16 protein-coding genes and 1 pseudogene are annotated in these 17,767 nt (G+C 72.2%); 6 read left to right on the top strand and 11 right to left on the bottom strand.

Annotation, left to right across the window (positions count from 1 at the left end; genetic code table 11):
• Nucleotides 1-133: 133 nt before the first annotated feature.
• A pseudogene (locus AOK17_RS26060) lies at nt 134-635 on the bottom strand (chorismate mutase); the annotation flags it as partial.
• A 66-nt stretch (nt 636-701) separates the two neighbouring features.
• The gene (locus AOK17_RS26055; RefSeq protein ID WP_055614982.1) at nt 702-1,286 is read right to left on the bottom strand and encodes a TetR/AcrR family transcriptional regulator; all 585 of its coding nucleotides are present in this window, start codon (nt 1,284-1,286) and stop codon (nt 702-704) included.
• Nucleotides 1,287-1,440: 154 nt separating this feature from the next.
• Here AOK17_RS26055 and AOK17_RS26050 point away from each other — a divergent pair, with 154 nt between their 5' ends.
• On the top strand, nt 1,441-2,244 hold the full coding sequence (locus AOK17_RS26050) for an SDR family NAD(P)-dependent oxidoreductase (protein ID WP_055614981.1): 804 nt from the start codon (nt 1,441-1,443) through the stop codon (nt 2,242-2,244).
• A 129-nt stretch (nt 2,245-2,373) separates the two neighbouring features.
• Complete coding sequence (locus AOK17_RS26045) at nt 2,374-4,293, top strand: AMP-dependent synthetase/ligase (RefSeq protein ID WP_055614980.1); 1,920 nt, start codon at nt 2,374-2,376, stop codon at nt 4,291-4,293.
• Nucleotides 4,294-4,392: 99 nt separating this feature from the next.
• Here AOK17_RS26045 and AOK17_RS26040 read toward each other — a convergent pair whose 3' ends face one another.
• Nucleotides 4,393-4,803 (bottom strand): rodlin, encoded by a 411-nt coding sequence (locus AOK17_RS26040; protein ID WP_055614979.1) that lies wholly within the window; start codon nt 4,801-4,803, stop codon nt 4,393-4,395.
• A 202-nt stretch (nt 4,804-5,005) separates the two neighbouring features.
• Nucleotides 5,006-5,419 (bottom strand): rodlin, encoded by a 414-nt coding sequence (locus AOK17_RS26035; protein ID WP_055614978.1) that lies wholly within the window; start codon nt 5,417-5,419, stop codon nt 5,006-5,008.
• 251 nt (nt 5,420-5,670) lie between these two features.
• Here AOK17_RS26035 and AOK17_RS26030 point away from each other — a divergent pair, with 251 nt between their 5' ends.
• The 3 genes from AOK17_RS26030 to AOK17_RS51705 all read left to right on the top strand — a co-directional run bounded on the left by AOK17_RS26030 (nt 5,671) and on the right by AOK17_RS51705 (nt 8,060).
• Nucleotides 5,671-6,087, top strand: a complete 417-nt coding sequence (locus tag AOK17_RS26030; RefSeq protein WP_055614977.1) for a rodlin — start codon at nt 5,671-5,673, stop codon at nt 6,085-6,087.
• Nucleotides 6,088-6,373: 286 nt separating this feature from the next.
• Nucleotides 6,374-6,631 carry a chaplin gene (locus AOK17_RS26025; RefSeq protein ID WP_055614976.1) on the top strand — a complete coding sequence of 86 codons (258 nt, stop codon included), beginning with the start codon at nt 6,374-6,376 and terminating at the stop codon, nt 6,629-6,631.
• A gap of 103 nt (nt 6,632-6,734) precedes the next feature.
• A complete protein-coding gene (locus tag AOK17_RS51705; protein ID WP_245697353.1) occupies nt 6,735-8,060 on the top strand; it encodes a chaplin in 1,326 nt (441 codons plus the stop codon).
• A 41-nt stretch (nt 8,061-8,101) separates the two neighbouring features.
• On the opposite strand, the gene AOK17_RS26010 is transcribed toward AOK17_RS51705, so the two are convergent.
• Nucleotides 8,102-9,361: an NAD(P)-binding domain-containing protein gene (locus AOK17_RS26010; RefSeq protein ID WP_055614973.1), complete on the bottom strand. Its 1,260-nt coding sequence runs from the start codon at nt 9,359-9,361 to the stop codon at nt 8,102-8,104.
• Complete coding sequence (locus tag AOK17_RS26005) at nt 9,361-10,623, bottom strand: carboxylate--amine ligase (protein WP_055614972.1); 1,263 nt, start codon at nt 10,621-10,623, stop codon at nt 9,361-9,363. Before AOK17_RS26005 ends, AOK17_RS26010 begins: the two co-directional genes overlap by 1 nt.
• 156 nt (nt 10,624-10,779) lie before the next feature.
• On the opposite strand from AOK17_RS26005, the gene AOK17_RS26000 reads away from it, so the two are divergent.
• On the top strand, nt 10,780-12,096 hold the full coding sequence (locus AOK17_RS26000; protein ID WP_055614971.1) for a glycoside hydrolase family 26 protein: 1,317 nt from the start codon (nt 10,780-10,782) through the stop codon (nt 12,094-12,096).
• A 37-nt stretch (nt 12,097-12,133) separates the two neighbouring features.
• On the opposite strand, the gene AOK17_RS25995 is transcribed toward AOK17_RS26000, so the two are convergent.
• From AOK17_RS25995 to murJ, 5 genes are read right to left on the bottom strand one after another with little or no spacing between them, the layout of a single operon-like run.
• Complete coding sequence (locus AOK17_RS25995) at nt 12,134-13,276, bottom strand: GNAT family N-acetyltransferase (RefSeq protein ID WP_425424634.1); 1,143 nt, start codon at nt 13,274-13,276, stop codon at nt 12,134-12,136.
• Nucleotides 13,273-13,929, bottom strand: coding sequence for a YveK family protein (locus AOK17_RS25990; RefSeq protein WP_055614970.1), 657 nt, complete (start codon nt 13,927-13,929; stop codon nt 13,273-13,275). Before AOK17_RS25990 ends, AOK17_RS25995 begins: the two co-directional genes overlap by 4 nt.
• Nucleotides 13,926-15,059, bottom strand: coding sequence for a glycosyltransferase (locus AOK17_RS25985; RefSeq protein ID WP_055614969.1), 1,134 nt, complete (start codon nt 15,057-15,059; stop codon nt 13,926-13,928). The genes AOK17_RS25990 and AOK17_RS25985 overlap by 4 nt, the downstream gene beginning before the upstream one ends.
• Nucleotides 15,056-15,832, bottom strand: coding sequence for a polysaccharide deacetylase family protein (locus tag AOK17_RS25980; RefSeq protein ID WP_079053287.1), 777 nt, complete (start codon nt 15,830-15,832; stop codon nt 15,056-15,058). The genes AOK17_RS25985 and AOK17_RS25980 overlap by 4 nt, the downstream gene beginning before the upstream one ends.
• A 55-nt stretch (nt 15,833-15,887) precedes the next feature.
• A complete protein-coding gene (murJ, locus tag AOK17_RS25975; RefSeq protein ID WP_055614968.1) occupies nt 15,888-17,609 on the bottom strand; it encodes a murein biosynthesis integral membrane protein MurJ in 1,722 nt (573 codons plus the stop codon).
• Nucleotides 17,610-17,767 lie beyond the last annotated feature (158 nt).

The following is a 17,767-nucleotide window of genomic DNA, read 5'->3' as shown; positions in this document are numbered from 1 at the left end:
GGGTACGAGGGGTGTGCGGGGGAGTGCGTCGACGTCATGTCCCGTTCATCGGCCCCCGTCAAGCCGAGCTTGACGCCGGATGGGGTCCGCGCTGGGCCGAACGGGGGACCGGCCAGCGGGAACTGACGTCAAGTCAGGCCGCGTCCGGTCCGTGTCGGTCCGCGGCACAGACCGACGGCAACGCCCGCCCGAGCCCCTTCAGGTGCAGTACGTCCAGACGGTGCCCGTACGCGGACAGGGTGGCCTCGGTGTACAGGCGCGGCCCGCAGGAGGCGTCGGCGCGGACCGGGGCCGTCTCCTGGAGTGCCGCCAGGAGTCGGGTGGTGATCAGGTCGAGCGCCGGGCGGACCTCCTTGGCCAGGTCGGGGCGCTCGGTGGGCCGCTCGTCGGGGTGGGCGTCCCAGCGTGCGTACAGGCCCCGCTGGACCAGCTTGTTCGCCTCGATCTGGTCGCGGAACACGGCGGTCACGGAGTCGGGGTCGAGCCCGAGCCCGGCCGCCCGCGCGGCGACGTCGTCCAGGATCTGCCGCTCACGCACCGGGTCGTCGATGGGCGACTCGGTGCCGTACTTGGCCGCCGCGACCTTGTCCGCCAGCAGCAGCCGCTCGGCGAACAGCTCGGTGAGGGCGCCGAGANNNCGGTTCAGAAGCAGGCCGGTTCAGAAGCAGGCCGGTTCAGAAGCAGGCTGGTTCGGATGGCGGTCAGTTGACGCCGGACCGACGCCCCGCGCCGTGCAGCAACGTATCGACGACGAGTGTGGCCAGTGCGTCCGGGTCCTGTTGGGCCTCGGGTCCGTGCAGGGCCTCGCCGATGAGCGCGTAGTAGACGCGCCGGGTCCACTCCAGGTCCACGGAGGCGTCGAGCAGGCCCTCGTCCCGCGCGCGGCCGAGGAGTTCGAGGCAGCGGGCGCCGACCTGTTCCCAGCCCGCCGCCGCGGTCCCGCCCTCGTCGTCGGGGCGGCTCAGCGCATAGCTCCAAGCCCCTTTGATCCGCAGGACGTTGGCGGTGATGCGATGCAGGGAGACCAGCGGCGGCGCGGTGTCCGGGCGGCCGTCCTCGACGGCCTCCGCGAGCTGGCGTACAGCCGACTCGGCGAGCGCCTCGATCAGTGCCTTCCGGCTGGCGAACCGCCGGTGCACCGTCGTCCGCGCCACCCCCGCCGCCTCCGCGACCTGCTCCATGGACGCGCCGGGGTCGGCGGCGAGCACCCGCTCGGCCGCCTCCAGGATCACGCGCACACTGCGCTCCGCGTCGGCACGCAGCCGCCGGACGGCCGGTTCGGCCATGGGGACCTCCTGAGGGGACGTAGGTCAAACGATACGCGAGGGCCGCAGCTTCCCTAATATCTGCAACACTGCTGTTGCGGTTTTGTGAGAAGTGGCTACTCTTGCGTAGTAGATAGTGCACCCAGAAGCGACATCAGTAGAGAAAGGAACCATCATGACTCTCGCTCTCGTCACCGGCGCCTCCTCCGGGCTCGGCGCTGAGTTCGCCGACCAGCTCGCCGCGCGCGGCCACGACGTGGTCCTCGTGGCCCGTTCCGAGGGGCGCCTCGAAGAGGTGGCCGACCGGCTCCGCGTACGCCACGGCGTCCAGGCGCACGTACTGCCCCAGGACCTCGCCGAACCGGACGCGGCCCGGCGCGTCGCGGACGCCCTCGCCGCCCGGGGCCTCGCCGTCGACCTGCTGGTCAACAACGCCGGGTTCGGCACCTGTGGCCGCTTCGAGGACATCGACCCGTCCCGCGAGCACGACGAGATGATGGTCAACGTCGTCGCCCTGGTCGATCTCACCCACGCCCTGGTCCCCGGCATGCTGGAGCGCGGCTCGGGCGCCGTCCTGAACGTCGGCTCCACGGCGGGCTACCAGCCGGGCCCGTACTTCGCGGTCTACAGCGCCACCAAGGTGTTCGTCCTGAACTTCTCCCTGGCCCTGCGCCAGGAGTACCGCGGTCGCGGCATCAAGGTCACGGCCCTCTGCCCCGGCCCGGTGGAGACGGGCTTCTTCGACGCGATCGGCACCCGCAAGGCGGCGGTCGGCTCCTTCACCACCTCGGAACCCGTCGTACGGGCCGCCCTGCGCGCCCTCGACCGCGACCGCGCCTACGTCACCCCGGGCCTCGGCAACGCCCTGGGCGCCCACCTCAACCCGCGCCGCCCGCGCACTCTGGTCGCCGCCATGGCGAAGCGCGTCACCCGCAAGGTCCTGGAGCCGGAGACCGGGCGGGAGCGGGTCGCCGCCTGAGGCCCGCCCAGGTTCTCCGCCCGACCGGGGGAAATCCCCAAGCGGGTTGAAAATCCCCTACGCGTGAGTAAGTTGACCCGGAAGTAAGTACGCGCCACCGCACAACGCGAGCCGCGACCGGGAGCTGTCATGGGCGTACGCAAGGACCTGAAACGGGCGAAGAAGCACATCGATCTGGCGGACCGCGCCAAGGTCGAGATCACCAGGGACCACCACGGAGTCGTCCGTGAGGCGCGCATGCCGGCCCTCGCCCCGAAGGTCGCCACCGGCAGCATCGCCGACCTGCCCTTCACCAACGCGGCCGATGCTCCGGACGCCGTGGTCCTCCGCCGCAGGGAGCACGGCAATTGGCAGCCGGTGACCGCCGCCGCCTTCGCCGACGAAGTCACCGCCGTCGCCAAGGGCTTGGTCGCGGCGGGCCTCGAACCGGGCGGACGCGTCGCGGTCATGTCCCGTACGCGCTACGAGTGGACGCTTCTCGACTTCGCGATCTGGGCGGCGGGCGGCCGGAGCGTGCCCGTGTACGCCACGTCGTCACCCGAGCAGATCGAGTGGATCGTCCGCGACTCGGACGCCCGTTTCGTCGTGGTGGAGACCCCCGAGAACGCGGCGGCGGTCGAGGCCGGCACGGCCGACCACCCGGATCCACCGCATGTGTGGCAGATCGACGGGGGAGCGATCTCGGACCTGACCGTGCTGGGCGGCGGCATCGCCGAGGAGGAGGTCACCAGGCGGCGCGCGGCCCTCACCCCCGACGCCGTCGCGACGATCTGCTACACCTCCGGCACCACCGGCCGCCCCAAGGGCTGCGTCCTCACCCATGCCAACCTGCACGCCGAGGCCGCGAACACGGTCGAGCTGCTGCACCCCGTCTTCAAGGAGGTCACCGGCCAGATCGCCTCGACGCTCCTCTTCCTCCCGCTCGCGCACATCCTGGGCCGCACCCTCCAGATCGCCTGTCTGACGGCCCGTATCGAACTGGGCCACTTCCCGAGCATCAAGCCCGACGAACTCCGCCCGGCGCTACGGGAGTTCCGGCCCACCTTCCTGGTCGGCGTGCCGTATCTCTTCGAGAAGATCCACGGCACCGGCCGCGCCACCGCCGAACGGATCGGCCGCGCCGCCTCCTTCGACCGCGCACACCGGATCGCCGTCCGCTTCGGGCAGGCGCACCTCGACCGGTTCCTCGGCCGCGGCAAGGGCCCCGGCCCCGGCCTGTACGCCGCCTGGGCCCTGTACGACCTGCTGGTCTACCGCCGCATCCGCAAGGAAATCGGAGGCCGCACGCGCTACGCCATCAGCGGCGGCTCCCCGCTCGACCGCGACCTCAACCTCTTCTTCTACGCCGCCGGCATCATCGTCTACGAGGGCTACGGCCTGACCGAGACCACCGCCGCGGCGACGATCGTCCCGCCCCTCAACCCCCGGCCGGGTACGGTCGGCCTCCCCGTACCCGGCACGTCGATCCGTATCGCCGACGACGGCGAGGTCCTCATCAAGGGCGGCATCGTCTTCGGCGCCTACTGGAACAACCCGGACGCGACCGACGCCGCCCTGAGCGAGGAGTGGTTCGCGACCGGTGACCTCGGGGACCTCGACGAGGACGGCTACCTCACCATCACCGGGCGCAAGAAGGACATCCTCGTCACCTCCGGCGGCAAGAACGTTTCCCCGGCCGTCCTGGAGGACCGTCTCCGCAGCCGTCCCCCGGTCGGCCAGTGCGTCGTCGTCGGCGACAACCGCCCCTATGTCGCCGCCCTGATCACCCTGGACCGGGAGGACCTCTCCCACTGGCTCTACGTCCGCGGGATGCCCGCGGACACCCCGGTCTCCGAGCTCGTTCACGACCCCCGCATACGCGCCGACGTCCAGAAGGTCGTCGACCACGCGAACCAGGCCGTCTCCCGCGCCGAGTCGATCCGCGAATTCGCCCTGGTGGAAGGCGAGTTCACCGAGGAGAACGGTCTGCTCACCCCGTCCCTGAAGATCAAGCGCCACGCGGTGACGGCGGCGTACGCGAAGGAGATCGAGGCTCTGTACGGAGGCTGAGACCGGGGTGCGGCAGCCCGGACCGGGGCGGCCGGGGCCGGGCATGGGAACAGCGGGCCACCCACGAGGGGTGACCCGCTGTTCGCGCCGCTGCGGAGATCAGCTGCGGTCGGCGCCGTTGCCCGACAGGACCGGGATGTTGTCCAGGATGTGCGACAGCGGCTCGTCGCCCTTGGCCTGGGTGGAGTTCTCGGTGCACTGCTGGTTCTGCGGGGCCGACAGGATCGGCACGTCCTGCAGGACGGTGATCGGCACGGCGCCGATGAGCGAGGCCAGGTTGGCCTTGACCGGCAGACCGACACACGGCTTGTTCAGCGAGCCCTGCACGAGCGAGAGCTGGGGGCTCATCTTGCCGTGCGTCGCCTGGTTGCCGTACTTCTGGACGGAACCGTTGCCGTTGGCGGTGGTGACGCCGTCGTCGTTGCCGATGGCCAGCGCCTGGGGCGCGCCGGCGGCCGACAGACCGGCGACAGAGGCGGCAATGGCCGCGGTCGCCATCAGCTTCTTCATGTTCGTTCCCTTTCGGAGGATGGCCCCGGACGGAGCCGCATAATGATCAACAGTGCGGTGGACGGTGCGGTTGCGGGGTTTGCCCCGATTGGCCCACAGGGTTCCTCGGGACCGAAGTTGCGCGCGCCGCCGTAAGACGTGAAGACGTGAGAGGGGCAGCGGACCGCCGTGAGACGGGCGGTCCGCTGCGTGGTGCGGCAGGTCAGCTGCGGTCGGCGCCGTTGCCGGAGAGCACCGGGATGTTGGAGAGGATGTGCGACAGCGGCTCGTCGCCCTTGGCCTGGGTCGAGTTCTCGGTGCACTGCTGGTTCTGCGGGGCCGACAGGATCGGCACGTCCTGGGCGACGGTGATCGGCACCAGGCCGGCGAGCGAGGCCAGGTTGGCCTTGGCCGGCAGGCCGATGCAGGGCTTGTTCAGCGAGCCCTGGATGAGCGCCATCTGCGGGCTCATGTCCCCGTACGTCGCCTGGTTGCCGTAGACCTGCGCGGCGTGGTTGCCGTTGGCGGTGGTGACGCCACCGTCGTTGCCGATCGCCATCGCCTGGGGCGCGGCGGCAGCCGTAACACCGGCGACGGAAGCGGCGACCGCCGCGGCAGCCATAACCTTCTTGATCACTTGCTGGTCCCTTCTGGAGTAACCCCGTCCACCGGAGCGACCTGGACAACTGCCCCCGGCCCGCATAGTTGCTCCGATTCACTCCGATGGCCCATTTGAGAGGCCCGTTTGTACGGTGCACGCGCGCGAGGGATTCCGTGAATTCCGGGGTGCCGAACGGGCCAACCGGGTGACAGTAGGAAACCAATGGAGCCGCCTCCGGTTGATGTGAAAGCAGGAACATGTGTCTCTGCCAGGAAAGGACCGGAGAAATGCTCAAGAAGGCAATGGCCACGGCGGCGGTCGCCGCTTCTGTCGTCGGCGTCTCGGCGGCGGCAGCCCCCCAGGCGCTTGCCATCGGGAACGACGACGGCGTCACCACGGCCAACGGCAACCACGCCGAGCAGGCGTACGGCAACGCCAAGACGGGCGGCGACCTGAGCCCTCAGGCCTCGCTGGTCCAGGGCTCGCTGAACAAGCTCTGTGTCGGCCTGCCGGCCAAGGTCAACGCGGGTTCGCTCGTCGGCATCCTGGTCCCGGTCACCGTCCTCCAGGACGTGCCGGTCCTCTCGGCCCCGCAGAACCAGCAGTGCGCCGAGAACTCCACCCAGGCGAAGGGCGACGAGCCCGTCTCGCACGTCCTCTCCAACATCCCGGTGCTCTCGGGCAACGGCGCCGACCGCAGCTGATCCACCGTCACAAAGGACGCCCGGGCGTCCCCTTCGCTCTTCGCGCAGGGGGCGCCCGGGCTCTTTGACACTATTTTCTGTTTTTGCTTTCTGTCGGTTCTTCCGCTGGTCCTTCCTTATGGCAGTGACGTTTCCCCTGCTGAATCCACGCGGAGCGTTCGGGTGAATTACCGGGGAGCCGCACTTTCTGTAGTTTCTTCGGCCCCCATCCCCTCGTTCTACAGCCCGCAGGTCATGGTGCGAGCCGTTCAGGCTGGGCTCGTCCGGTTTCGGCCGTCATAGGGGCATGACCGCAGAGAAAGGGAAGTACGTGAAGCACAAGAAGAGTGCCGTCGTCGTAGCCGGCGCGATCATGGCCATGGGAATGGCCGCCCCGGCCTTCGCCGACTCCGAGGCGCACGGTGCTGCCGTGGGCTCGCCGGGTGTCCTCTCGGGCAACGTGGTCCAGGTTCCGGTCCACATCCCCGTGAACGTGTGCGGCAACTCGATCAACGTGATCGGCCTGCTGAACCCGGCGTTCGGCAACGAGTGCGTCAACGACTGACGTCGTAACGCATCAGCCGACCGGCTGTGTCACGCCGGCCTTGGACCGCCTTTCGGCGCCAAGGCCGGCTTTCCCACTTCTACCAGCAGAGAAGACAACGAGATTGCGACAGACCCTGAGCAGGGGAATGGTCGTGGCCGCCGCCGCGACGAGCTTCATGTCCCTGTACACCCCCCAGGCGTTCGCCGACACGAACGCGAACGGGGTCGCAGCGGACTCGCCCGGCCTGCTGTCCGGCAACAGCGTGCAGGCACCCGTGAACGTCCCGGTCAACGCGTGCGGCAACTCCGTGGACGTGGCGGCCGGCCTCAACCCGACCTTCGGCAACTCCTGCGCCACCGCCCCGGGCACGGGCAAGCACAGAAAGTCGGACACCCCCCGGCACGCCCCTCCGTCCGGCTACGGCTCGGACAGCGGTTATGGCCCGGGCGACGGCCACGACCATGGCTCCGACCTTGGCTATGGCTCGGACTATGACTACGGCTCGGACTATGGCTATGGCCGGCACGACGGTTACGGCTCGGACCACGGTTCCGGTCACCGGGGCTCGGGCCGCCACGGTGGTCCCGGGCACGGTGGTGGTTCCGGTCACCACGGCGGTGGCTCCGTCGCGCAGGGCGGGGCGCACAACTCGCCCGGCGTCGGATCGGGCAACAACGCGCACGTGCCGGTGGATGTGCCGGTGAACGCGTGCGGCAACACCGTGGACGTGGTCGCCCTGCTGAACCCGGCGTTCGGCAACAAGTGCGCGAACCACAACAGCCCGCGTCGCAATGGCCCGCAGAGTCATGGTCCGCGGCACGACGGTCCGCAGAGTCATGGCCCGGGCCACGACGGCCCGCAGAACCATGGCCCCCAGAGCTCTGGTCCGCAGAACCATGGCCCGCAGAGTCACGGTCCGAAGGGTTACGGCGACGACACCCCGCCGACCGGGCCCCCGAGCAAGCCGCCGGCCGAGCCACCGATCACGCCTCCGGCCAAGCCACCGATCACGCCGCCCACGGAGCCGCCGAGCACGCCTCCCATCACCACGCCTCCTACTTCCACACCGCCGACGACCAACCCGCCGACGGCGACGCCTCCCACCACCGCACCACCGACCGGGACTCCTCCGGTCACGACCCCGCCGACCACGACTCCTCCGGTCGCGGGGCCGCCGGTCACGACTCCGCCGGTCACAACCCCGCCCGTCACGACTCCGCCGATCACCCCGCCCGTCACGGGTCCCCCGACCACGACCCCTCCGGTCGTGAGTCCGCCCGTGACCGTGCCGCCTGCCGCGACCCCTCCGGGGCCGGGGAGCAGGGCGCCGCAGCTGGCGCACACCGGTGGCGACGGGCTGCTCGCGGCCTCGGTCGTGAGTGCGGGGATGCTGATCGGTGGAGCGGTGCTGTACCGACGAAGCCGGGTCGCGTCCCGTCAGTGGTGACGTGTCGGGTGCCGGACGCCTCGCGCCCGGCACCCGTACCGTCAGTGACCCGCCGCCCCGAGCACCCCGCGCCGCTCCCGGGCGCCGGGCACGGGCACCCGTGCCGGCCCCGTACGCAGCCGGCGCCGCACCCCTCGTACGAGGGTCCGGGCCGTGAACGAGGCTCCGTGGACGAAGCGCATCGAGGGGCCGAAGGCGGAGGCCGTGACCAGGCCCGCCAGGAAGAGGCCGGGAGAGGATGTCTCGAACTCCCGGCCCAGGCAAGGGGATCCGTCGGGTGACACGGCCAGGGTCCCGCGGAGGTCCTCGGCCAGCAGGCCCAGGCGGTCGCGGGTCGCACTGAACCCCGTGGCTGCGATGACGTGTTCGGTGTCCAGGGAGTTCAACTCGCCGGAGCGGCCCAGCGTTTCGAGGCGTACGGCGCCCTGGACCGGGTAGGCCGCCGCGACCTCCTGGCCCAGCAGCAGCTCGACGGCCCCTTCGACCCGGTCGCGGACCCACCAGGCGCCCGCGGGGCCCAGTGCCGTGGCGGCGACCCGGGTGCGGGTGGACTCGGGGAGAGCGCGGAAGGCGCCGGGGCGTTCGGCGTAGAACCAGTTGCGCCAGCCGCAGCCCAGGCCGGTGTGCGGGGCGCGGGCCGACTGCCACCAGGGGCGCTCCCAGGGCGGCGGCACGTCGTTCCACCGGAGCTCGCCGGCGCGGGCGATCACCCGGACGCGGGTGCCCTGTTCGGCGAGCAGGGCCGCTGTCTCCAGGGCCGCCTGGCCGCCGCCGATGACCGTCACGTCCTGGCCGCGGAAGCGGTCGAGGTCGCCGTGGTCGCTGCTGTGCGAGACATACTCGGGGCCCAACTCGCCGAGAACCGCGGGTACTTCGGTGAAGGGCAGGACGCCGACCGCCAGCACGACCGTTCGCGCGCGGACGGTCCTGCCGTCCTCGACGACCGCCTCGAAGCCGCCCAGGCAGGGGTGGAGGCCGGTCACCACGCGCTCGTCGACCTCGGGGACCGCGTGCCGCGCGAACCAGAGTCCGTACGAGGCGAACATCTCGACCGGGACGGGCTCCCCGTGCCGGGCCCGTACCCCCTGTTCCGCGCAGTACGTGTCCAGACGCAGACGGCCCCCGGGGTCGGAGAGGCTGGACGCCCACGGTTCCGACTTGAGGAACATGCCGCGGGGCATGTGGTCGCGCCAGGACGCCATCGGCCGGCCGAACACCCGCAGGCTCAGCCCGGCCGCCGCGGCGTGGGAGGCGATGGACAGACCGTAGGGACCGGCCCCCACCACCAGCAGGTCGTACATCAGCAGCTGCTCGCTTTCTCGTCGTTGGACAGGGGGTTGGCGTCGTGGCGGGCCGTCTGGCGGACGACCCGGGTGGCGGCGGCCGGTGCGGCGGTCGCCCGGCGGGCGCGGTGCAGCACGCGGCGGACCGCATGGCGGGGCCACAGCGCCCACAGGGCGGCGCCGGGCGCGAGGTCGTCCCGGGCGTGCCAGGCCCGCTCGGTGCCGGAGCCGAGCGCGGCGAGCGGCGAGTAGTTCTCCGCCACGAAGGTCCGGCCGGGCAGCGGGGAGGGCGGCGGCAGCGGACGGTGGGTCAGATCCAGGTGCTGCGCACGCACCACGTCGAGCCCCGTCCCGTCCGCGAAGAGCCGGAACTGGGCGCCGGGCCGCGGATTGAAGTCGAGCAGGTGGTAGGCGCCCGTGGCGTGTTCGCGGCGGAAGTCCAGGTCGAAGATGCCGCGGTAGCCGAGCGCCGAAGTGAGCCGTTCCGCCAGCGCCTGCACGGTGGGGTTCGGGGTCCAGCGGCCCACCGCGGTCAGCCCTGCCCCGCGCGGCCAGGCGCGCAGCTTGCGGCCCGGGCCGCCGCCGCACACCGCCCCGGACCGGTCCGCGTATCCGTGGAAGAACCAGTCCTGGTCGGGCGCCGGTGGCAGGAACGCCTGGAGCAGCAGCCTGCTGCCCGCCTCCTCGGCGCGGCGGCACAGCGTGTGGGCCTCCCGCGCCGAGCGAAGTACCGCCGTGCTGCGCAGGTCCGTACCCGCGGGCAGCAGCCAGGGGCGGCTCCACTTCGCGACCACGGGCAGCCCGAGGCGCCGGACCGCGGCGGTCGTCTGTGCCGGGGTGTCGGGCGCGAGTGTCGGCGGATGCGGGATGCCCGCGGCCTCGCACACGGCGGCCAGTTCGGCCTTGTCGGCGACGCGTTCGGCGAGACCGGCGGGGGAGAGGGGAAGCAGATAGCGGGGCGCGAGGGCGTCCCGCATCCGGTCCACCGCGACCGCGCTCGCGTCATCCATTGGGATCAGTACGGCGGGACGGGACACCCGGGCCGCCACTCGGCGCAACGTCAGCGCGATGTCGGCGGGCGAGGCGTCGGGTGCGGGCGGCGGATGCATCCGGTGGACAAAGCGCGATCCGCGCACCGGACTTCCGGTGGAATCGGCGACCACGTGCACGTCGATCCCGGCCCGGCCGAGGGAGCGTACGGCTCCCAGCGTTCCGTGGTGAAAGGGATTCCGGTCGATTCGCAGAAGTACGGCGGGAACACGGGTGTCGAAGGGCGACATGGGCATATTTCCTTGAGGTCTCTTCTGTTGTCTCTTCGGATGTCTCACTCGTGCGGGTGATCGGGGATATCCCCGGTTGCCCGGCCCGGTTGGCGCATTGCACATTTATGTGACTGGGTGTCAGTGGACGGTGGAAAAGGAACGCGAGGAGCGGACATGGCCCCACTGCAACGAACCCGAACCAGACGGCTGGTGTACGCCACCGCCGCACTCACCGCCGGACTCGTCGCGTCGGCCGCCCTCGCCTCGGGGCCGGGGTACGCCGTGGGCGCGGGAGTGGGCGACCCGCCGGCTCCGACGCCGACCGCTCCCACCGCCGTCGTAGCGCCCGTGGCACCGGCACAGTCCGTCAGCCCGGCGGCGCCCGCGACGGCCACCCCGACCACGCCGACCACCCCGACCGCGACGCCTTCGAAGGGGCCCGGGGGCCCCGCCTTCGGCGCCTATCTGGACTACGGCCCCCGTGGAGTCGCCCGGATCGCCGAGCTCAGCCGCTGGCTGGGCGGCGCCGACCTGCGCGTGGCGCACACGTATCTGCCCGGCGACCGCTGGAGCAACATCGAGGGCCTGCCCGGCTTCCTCGACACCTGGGCGGACTGGCGGGCGGACGAGGACGACCGGCTCTTCGTCCTGAACGTCCCCATGCTGGAGCGCAACGAGGAGAACGTCTCCGACGCCGAGGTCCGCTTCCAGCTGCGCCGCGGCGCGGCCGGAGACTTCGACCAGCACTTCCGCAAGCTGGCCGAGCGGCTCGTCGACCTGGATGCGCCCGACACCGTCATCGTGCTCGGCTGGGAAATGAACGGCATGACGTACACCCATCGCTGCGGCCCCGACCCGGAGGCCTGGAAGAAGTACTGGAACAGAATCGTCACCACCATGCGGGCGGTGCCGGGGCAGAAATTCCGGTTCGACTTCGCGCCGAACCGCGGCCGGGACGCCATTCCCTGGACCCAGTGCTATCCGGGCGACGACACGGTCGACATCATCGGCATGGATTCGTACGACCAGCCGCGGGGCCAGTCATTCGACGAGGCCGTGTCGGAGCCCTACGGACTTCAGGCGCACGTCGACTTCGCGAAGGCGCACGGAAAGCCGATTTCCTATCCGGAATGGGGGCTCTTCCGCAACGGCGACAACCCGACGTACATGAAGCGCATGCTCGCGTGGATGGACGAGCACAAGCCGCTGTACAACACGCTCACCGACTACTGCCCGCACGGCGTGTGGCAGTGCGGGGACAACCCCAAGGCGTCCGAGATCTACCGGGCGGCGCTCTTCGGCCGCACCGACACGACGCCGCTGCCCAAGCCCACCGACCCGGCGCCGAAGCCGACCGCACCGACCCCGGTGCCCAAGCCGACACCGGTGCACCCGCCGAACTGCTCGCCGATCGAGCTGGGCGACTGGGTCGAGTACTGGCTCGGCGGGAAGCTCTGCCTGCGCTTCGACTGGTGGTCGCGCCACCGCTGAGCGGGCATCCGCCGACGGGGCGGTGGCGGCGGGTCGGTCACGGCCTGCCGCCACCGCGTTCCCTCCAGTCGTGGAAGCGGTCGAGCAGTTCCTTGCCCCGGCTGCGGGCGGCCACGTCACAGACGGCCGCCGACATCAGCGGGGCCGTCCGCCGCCGAGCGAGCAGGAAGCGCTGGTTGACGACGGGCTGGGGCCGCCAGTGGTGCTTGTAGGGCTCGTTGCCGCGCAGCAGGCTCAGCACCCGGCGGCCACCCGCCTCGGTGTGCTGGGCGCAGGCGTGCAGCAGCATCGTCGCCACGTCCGCCTTCCGCTCGCGCAGCTGGGGATGGGCGCCGTACAGATAGCCGCCCGCCAACTGCCGTGACAGCAGCGTCAGATCGACCGCCATCACGGTGTCGCCCAGCCGGAACTCGGTCACCACCGCGTCACCGGCGTCGACCATCGGCCCCACCGACCGGACCAGGTGCTCGGCGAACCGCTCCTGCAGATGCTCGGTGGTCACCTTGCGGCCCTGCCACTGGAGCCGGTGCAGTTCGAGGAGTCGGCGCAGGGCCGCGCCCACCTCGTCGGGGCGCACGGCACGCCGCTCGACACCCAGCGAGGTGAGCTTGCGCAGCTTGGCGCGGACCCGCTGCTGGGCCTTGGCCGTTCCGAGCCGTCCGATCAGCTCGTCCATCGACGCACCGGGCAGCTCCAGGCACAGCGAGTCCAGTACCCGCCGTCGCGGTCCGCGCCAGCTCGCGTACACCCGCTCCACCGCGCCGCCGGGCCGTACCTCGCGGAAGTCGATCAGCGCGGTGCGGGCGGCCAGGGCGAGCCCGTCGGCGAGGGCGGCGGCGGACCGGTCGGCGCGCTCGCCGTCCTCGATGAGCACATCCCCGAAGTCGGAGATCGACCCGCCGAGCGGCACCAGGGCCGGCCACGGCTGCCGTACGAGCATCAGCGGGGCGGCGGCGACCAGTTCACCGCCCTCGCGGACGAGGACGAGCCGGAGGCGGCCGGGTCTGCCGTACGAGAGCCACCAGGAGTGCAGCCAGGCGTGGCTCTGGAACGGGGTCGCCGCGCCGCACCGCCGGTACAGCCGCCCCCACTCCTCGCCGAGCCGGCCGAACTCCCGCTCGTCCGTGCACAGTTCGGTCACCGCCGCGCCGGTCGCGGCACCGGTCACCGTGCCGTTCACAGCTGCCCGTGGACATCGGCGGCGGTGGCCGGGCCGGGCACCGACGGGGTGGGCGCGACCTCCGAGGACCGGCGCGGCCTGACCAGCAGCACCAGCCCGCCGAGCAGTCCGCCCGCGCTCGCGCCGACCAGCCCGGTGACCGTCGAGGACGCCGACGACGCCTCGGTGGGCCTCATCGCGCGGGAGAACTGCAGAAGCTCCACATGGGTGCTGTCCTCGGCGGAGTTGGCGTGCCGGGTCAGCGAGCGCGACACGGCGTTGGCCATGTCCGCGGCCACGTCGGGGCGCGCCGAGGTGGCGGTCACGGCGACCATCGGGGCGTCCGGCGAGGTCGCCGTCTGCACGCTCTCGCGCAGCGTCGACACCGGTACGCCCGCCCACACCTGGGCGTCCCCCAGCACCGCGAGCTGGGTGGCGACCCGGCCGTACGCCTGGGCGAAGCCGAGCGCCGCCGCCGGGTCCGACTTCTCGGTCGGGACGGCGATGACGTAGCTCGTGGCCGAGTACTGCGGCGTCTTCAACTCGCCGTACGCGCCGCCGAGGAGGCCGCCGAGGACGGCGCCCGCGGCCAGCAGGGACCAGGGCGGCAGCCCCTTGGCGCGGACAAGTGCCGTCACGGGCCGGCCGGTTGTACGAGTGGGGTTTTCGGTCATGCGGAACTCACTCCCAGAGTTGCGGCCGTGTAGATGTCCATGAGCCGGTCGGCACTGCGGGCGATGCTGTAGTGGTGGGCGGCTTCGGGTGCCGATCGCGGCTTCGGGCCCTGCGCGCGGACCTGCCGCAGGGCCCGTACGAACGAGTCCGCGCCGCCCTGGACGCGCCGGGCGAACGGGGCCGCGCCCGGCGGCAGGTCGTCGACGGCCGGGCAGGAGACGTAGAGCACGGGCAGGCCCGCCGCGAGGGCCTCCACGACGGCGAGACCGAAGGCCTCCTCCGCACTGGGCGAGGCGAGCGTGTCCATGGCTCCTATCAGGGAGGGCAGATCGAGTCCCGAACCGCCTTGTGAGGCCTCGGTGTTGGGGCGCTCGCCGGTGAACAGCACCCGGTCGGCGACCCCCGCGGCCTGCGCCGTACGCCGCAGCACGTTCTCCTCCGGGCCGCCGCCGACCAGCAACAGCCAGACGTCTTCGGGGAGTTCGGCCAGCGCCCGCACCAGCACCTCGAAGCGCTTGCCGGCCGTCAGCCGTCCGACGCCCCCGACGACGTACGCGCCCTGCGGCAGCCCGAGCCGCCGCCGGGTGCTCTCGCGCCGGTCCGCGTCGAAGCGGAAGCGCGCCACGTCGATGCCGTTCGGTACGACCTCGATGCGCGGCCCGGGCACGCCCCAGCGGCGCAGACGCTCGGCGACCGTGGGCGAGACGGCGACCGTCGAGCGCCCCAGGCGCTCGCTGGCCAGATACAGTGCGCGGACGCCTGAGGTGAGCCGGCGGCCCTCCATCTGCGAGTCGCCCAGCGAGTGCTCGGTGGCCACCACGGCCCGTACACCCGCGAGGCGCGCGGCGATCCTGCCGTACACGCAGGCCCGGTAGAGATGCGTGTGGACCACGTCGTACCGGCCGCCGCGGATCTCACGGACCAGGCGGGGCAGCGCCGACAGGTCCCGGTTGCCGTGCATGCCGAGGTGCATGACGCGTACGCCGTCCGCGGTGAGGTCCTCGGCGACGGCGCCCGGGTTGGTGAGGGTCACCACGTCGCAGTCGACCGGCAGGTGGCGGACCAGGAGGCGCAGTTGCTGTTCGGCCCCGCCCACCCCGAGACCGGTGATGACGTGCAGGGCCTTCACGGGGTCTCCTTCACCGGGGACTCCGGTGACTTCGGTGACGCGGGGGACGGCAGGGACACCGAGGTCGGCATGGGCTCCGGCGGCGTGATCGGCACCGGGCGGCGGCGGAGCCGGTTGAGGCGGTACTTCAGGAGCAGCCGCCAGGAGGTGTCGTTCTCGCCGATGTGGACTCGGGGGAGGGCGAACGGGCCGGTCAGCGGGCCGGGGTCGATGGCGCACGCGTACTCGTAGCCGGCCGCGCGCACCACGTCGGCGACCCTCTGGTCGACGGTCCCGTACGGGTAGCAGAAGCCGAGAACCTCGCGGCCCGTCAGCTCGGAGAGCAGGGCCCGGCTGCCGCCGACCTCCGCGCCCAGCAGGGCGTCGTCCGCCTCGGTGAGGTCGACGTGGGTGAGGCTGTGGGAGGCGAGCTCCAGGCCTTCGGTGTCCGCCAGTTCGCGGATGCCGTCGGCGGTGAGGAGCGGCTTGCGCGGGCCGAGCGGGTCCCATTCGTTCGTGCCGCCCAGCCTGCCGGGGAGCACGAAGACGGTGGCGCCGCAGTCCCAGCGCCGCAGCACGGGAAGGGCGTTGTCGGTGAAGTCCGCGTACCCGTCGTCGAAGGTCAGCCCCACGAGGTCCTTCCCCTCGCCGCGGGCGCGGGCCGCGAGCAGGTCGGCCATGCTCACCCCGCGCAGGCCCCGGCGGCGCAGCCAGCCGAGCTGCCGGTCGAGGCGGTCGGGCGAGACCGTGATGCGGTACGGGTCGTCCGAGCAGTCGCCCACCGAGTGGTACATCGCCACCCACAGGGGCGCGGCCGGGCGCGGGTCGGTACGGGTCAGGTCGGGGGTGTCAGCGGAAACGGACATGCGGCAGCCTTCGTGTGACGGAGCGGAGGGCGGTACGGAAGGCGGGCGCCACGGCCTTGACGCCGAGCACCCGGAGCAGCAGGACGTAGACGACGGTCACGGTCAGACCGCCGGCGGCCAGGGCGAGTTCGGGGGAGTCCACGCGGCTCGCGCAGAAGGCACCGGCGACGGCCGCGCACACGGCGGCCCGGACCGGCTTGGACAGTTCGTGGACGACCCGGCGGGTGCGGATCGGTACGCTGCGCCGCTCGCCCATGCCGGACAGCAGCAGGGCCGCGGTGACGGTGATCCCGATCGCGTTGGCGGCGGCGATCCCGCGCACTCCCCAGGCATCGACGGTCCCGGCGCCGATCCAGGAGGTGGCGACGATGCCCGCCGCCATCGCGGCCAGCGGGTACCAGGTGGGCCGACCGGCCGAGAAGTACGTCCGCACCAGTGCGCCCACCAGCGTGTGCCCGAGCAGCCCGACGGAGTAGACCCGCATGACGGTGGCCGTCGCCGCCGTGTCCTGGGCGGTGAACGCGCCACGCTGGAACAGGAGTTGGATGATCTGCGGCGCGCACGCGAACACCGCGGCGGCGCCCAGCAGGACCATGCACGAGGCGACCGCCACGTCCCGCTCCACGCGGGTGCGGGCCCGCTCGGTGTCGCCCTCGGCGAGCGCCTGCGCCAGCACCGGGAAGGTGACGGTGCACAGCATCAGCGAGAGCGTCATAGGGATCTGGGCCACCTTCTGCGCGTAGTTCAGATGCGAGATGGCCCCGGAGGGGAGGGTCGAGGCGAGGAAGCGCTCGATGAGGACCTGGGACTGACGGCACAGGGCGAACATCAGCACGGGCGCGATGAGGGCGAGTTCGACCGAGTGCTTCACGGAGGGGGCAGGGCTGTCGGTGACCTCGGCGACTTGGGTGGCCTTGGTGGCTTCGGGGCCGTCGTGGGGCGACGGACCCTGTGCGGCAGCGGCGTCGGCAGTGGCTTCGGGCTCCGGGGCGGACCGGCGGCGGCCGAAGAGCTGCCGGGCGAGGGAGGGCGCCTGCGCCGCCACCATCAGACAGCCGCCCACCGCGACGCCGACGGCCGCCGACCGTACGCCCCAGCGGTCGCCGAGGACGAACATCGCAGTGATGATGCCGGTGTTGTAGGCGACGTAGATGGCCGCGGGCGCCAGGAATCGGCGGTGCGCGCGCAGGGCCGCGCTGCAGTAGCCGGCGAGCCCGAAGCTCAGGACGCAGGTCGCGGTCAGCCGTGTGCAGTCGACGGCGAGCGCGGGGTCGGGCAGTCCCGGCGCGAGGGCCGCGACCAGGTAGGGCGCTCCGGCCATCAGGAGAGCCGCGACCGCCACGAAGGCCAGCGCGAGGCGCGGCAGCGTCGAGGCGACGAGCGCGCGGACGGGGTCGGCGCCGGTCCCGCGCGCCCGCCGGGCCACCGCCAGGCTGAACGCCGGGACCAGCACGAACGCCATCCCGTCCTCGATCAGCAGCGTCGCCGCGACCTCCGGCACCGTCCACGCCACCAGAAAGGCGTCCGTCTCGGTCCCGGCCCCGAAGAGATGCGCGAGCGCCTGGTCCCGCCCGAGACCGAGCAGGGCACCGGCGATGGAGAGAACAGCGGTGACGAGCGTGGCCTTGGCGAGGAACCCGCGGGTGGGCGGGGCCACCTCGGCGGGCGGCGCGACATCGGCGGGCGCGACCCGGGCCCCGGGCACCGCGACCGGGCTCCCGGTTCTGGCCTCCGTGCCGTGCCCCTCGCCCGCAGCCCTCTCGCCGGGAGAGCCCTCGGCCGCGGACGACACACCGTGCCCCGCGCCACCGGCCTCCGGCCCGGAACCACGACGACCCCCGGCCCCCGGCCCCGACCCACCAC

Source organism: Streptomyces phaeochromogenes, assembly GCF_001418655.1.
GTDB lineage: Bacteria > Actinomycetota > Actinomycetes > Streptomycetales > Streptomycetaceae > Streptomyces > Streptomyces phaeochromogenes.
The sequence above is the reverse complement of the archived record's forward strand: the minus strand, read 5'-3'. Positions and strand labels throughout refer to the sequence as shown.

Bases quoted from the DNA above. Each gene is read 5' to 3' on its own strand.
- AOK17_RS26055 (WP_055614982.1), bottom strand. From the start codon at position 1,286: ATGGCCGAACCGGCCGTCCGGCGGCTGCGTGCCGACGCGGAGCGCAGT.
- AOK17_RS26050 (WP_055614981.1), top strand. From the start codon at position 1,441: ATGACTCTCGCTCTCGTCACCGGCGCCTCCTCCGGGCTCGGCGCTGAG.
- AOK17_RS26045 (WP_055614980.1), top strand. From the start codon at position 2,374: ATGGGCGTACGCAAGGACCTGAAACGGGCGAAGAAGCACATCGATCTG.
- AOK17_RS26040 (WP_055614979.1), bottom strand. From the start codon at position 4,803: ATGAAGAAGCTGATGGCGACCGCGGCCATTGCCGCCTCTGTCGCCGGT.
- AOK17_RS26030 (WP_055614977.1), top strand. From the start codon at position 5,671: ATGCTCAAGAAGGCAATGGCCACGGCGGCGGTCGCCGCTTCTGTCGTC.
- AOK17_RS26025 (WP_055614976.1), top strand. From the start codon at position 6,374: ATGACCGCAGAGAAAGGGAAGTACGTGAAGCACAAGAAGAGTGCCGTC.
- AOK17_RS26010 (WP_055614973.1), bottom strand. From the start codon at position 9,361: ATGTACGACCTGCTGGTGGTGGGGGCCGGTCCCTACGGTCTGTCCATC.
- AOK17_RS26005 (WP_055614972.1), bottom strand. From the start codon at position 10,623: ATGTCGCCCTTCGACACCCGTGTTCCCGCCGTACTTCTGCGAATCGAC.
- AOK17_RS26000 (WP_055614971.1), top strand. From the start codon at position 10,780: ATGGCCCCACTGCAACGAACCCGAACCAGACGGCTGGTGTACGCCACC.
- AOK17_RS25990 (WP_055614970.1), bottom strand. From the start codon at position 13,929: ATGACCGAAAACCCCACTCGTACAACCGGCCGGCCCGTGACGGCACTT.
- AOK17_RS25980 (WP_079053287.1), bottom strand. From the start codon at position 15,832: ATGTACCACTCGGTGGGCGACTGCTCGGACGACCCGTACCGCATCACG.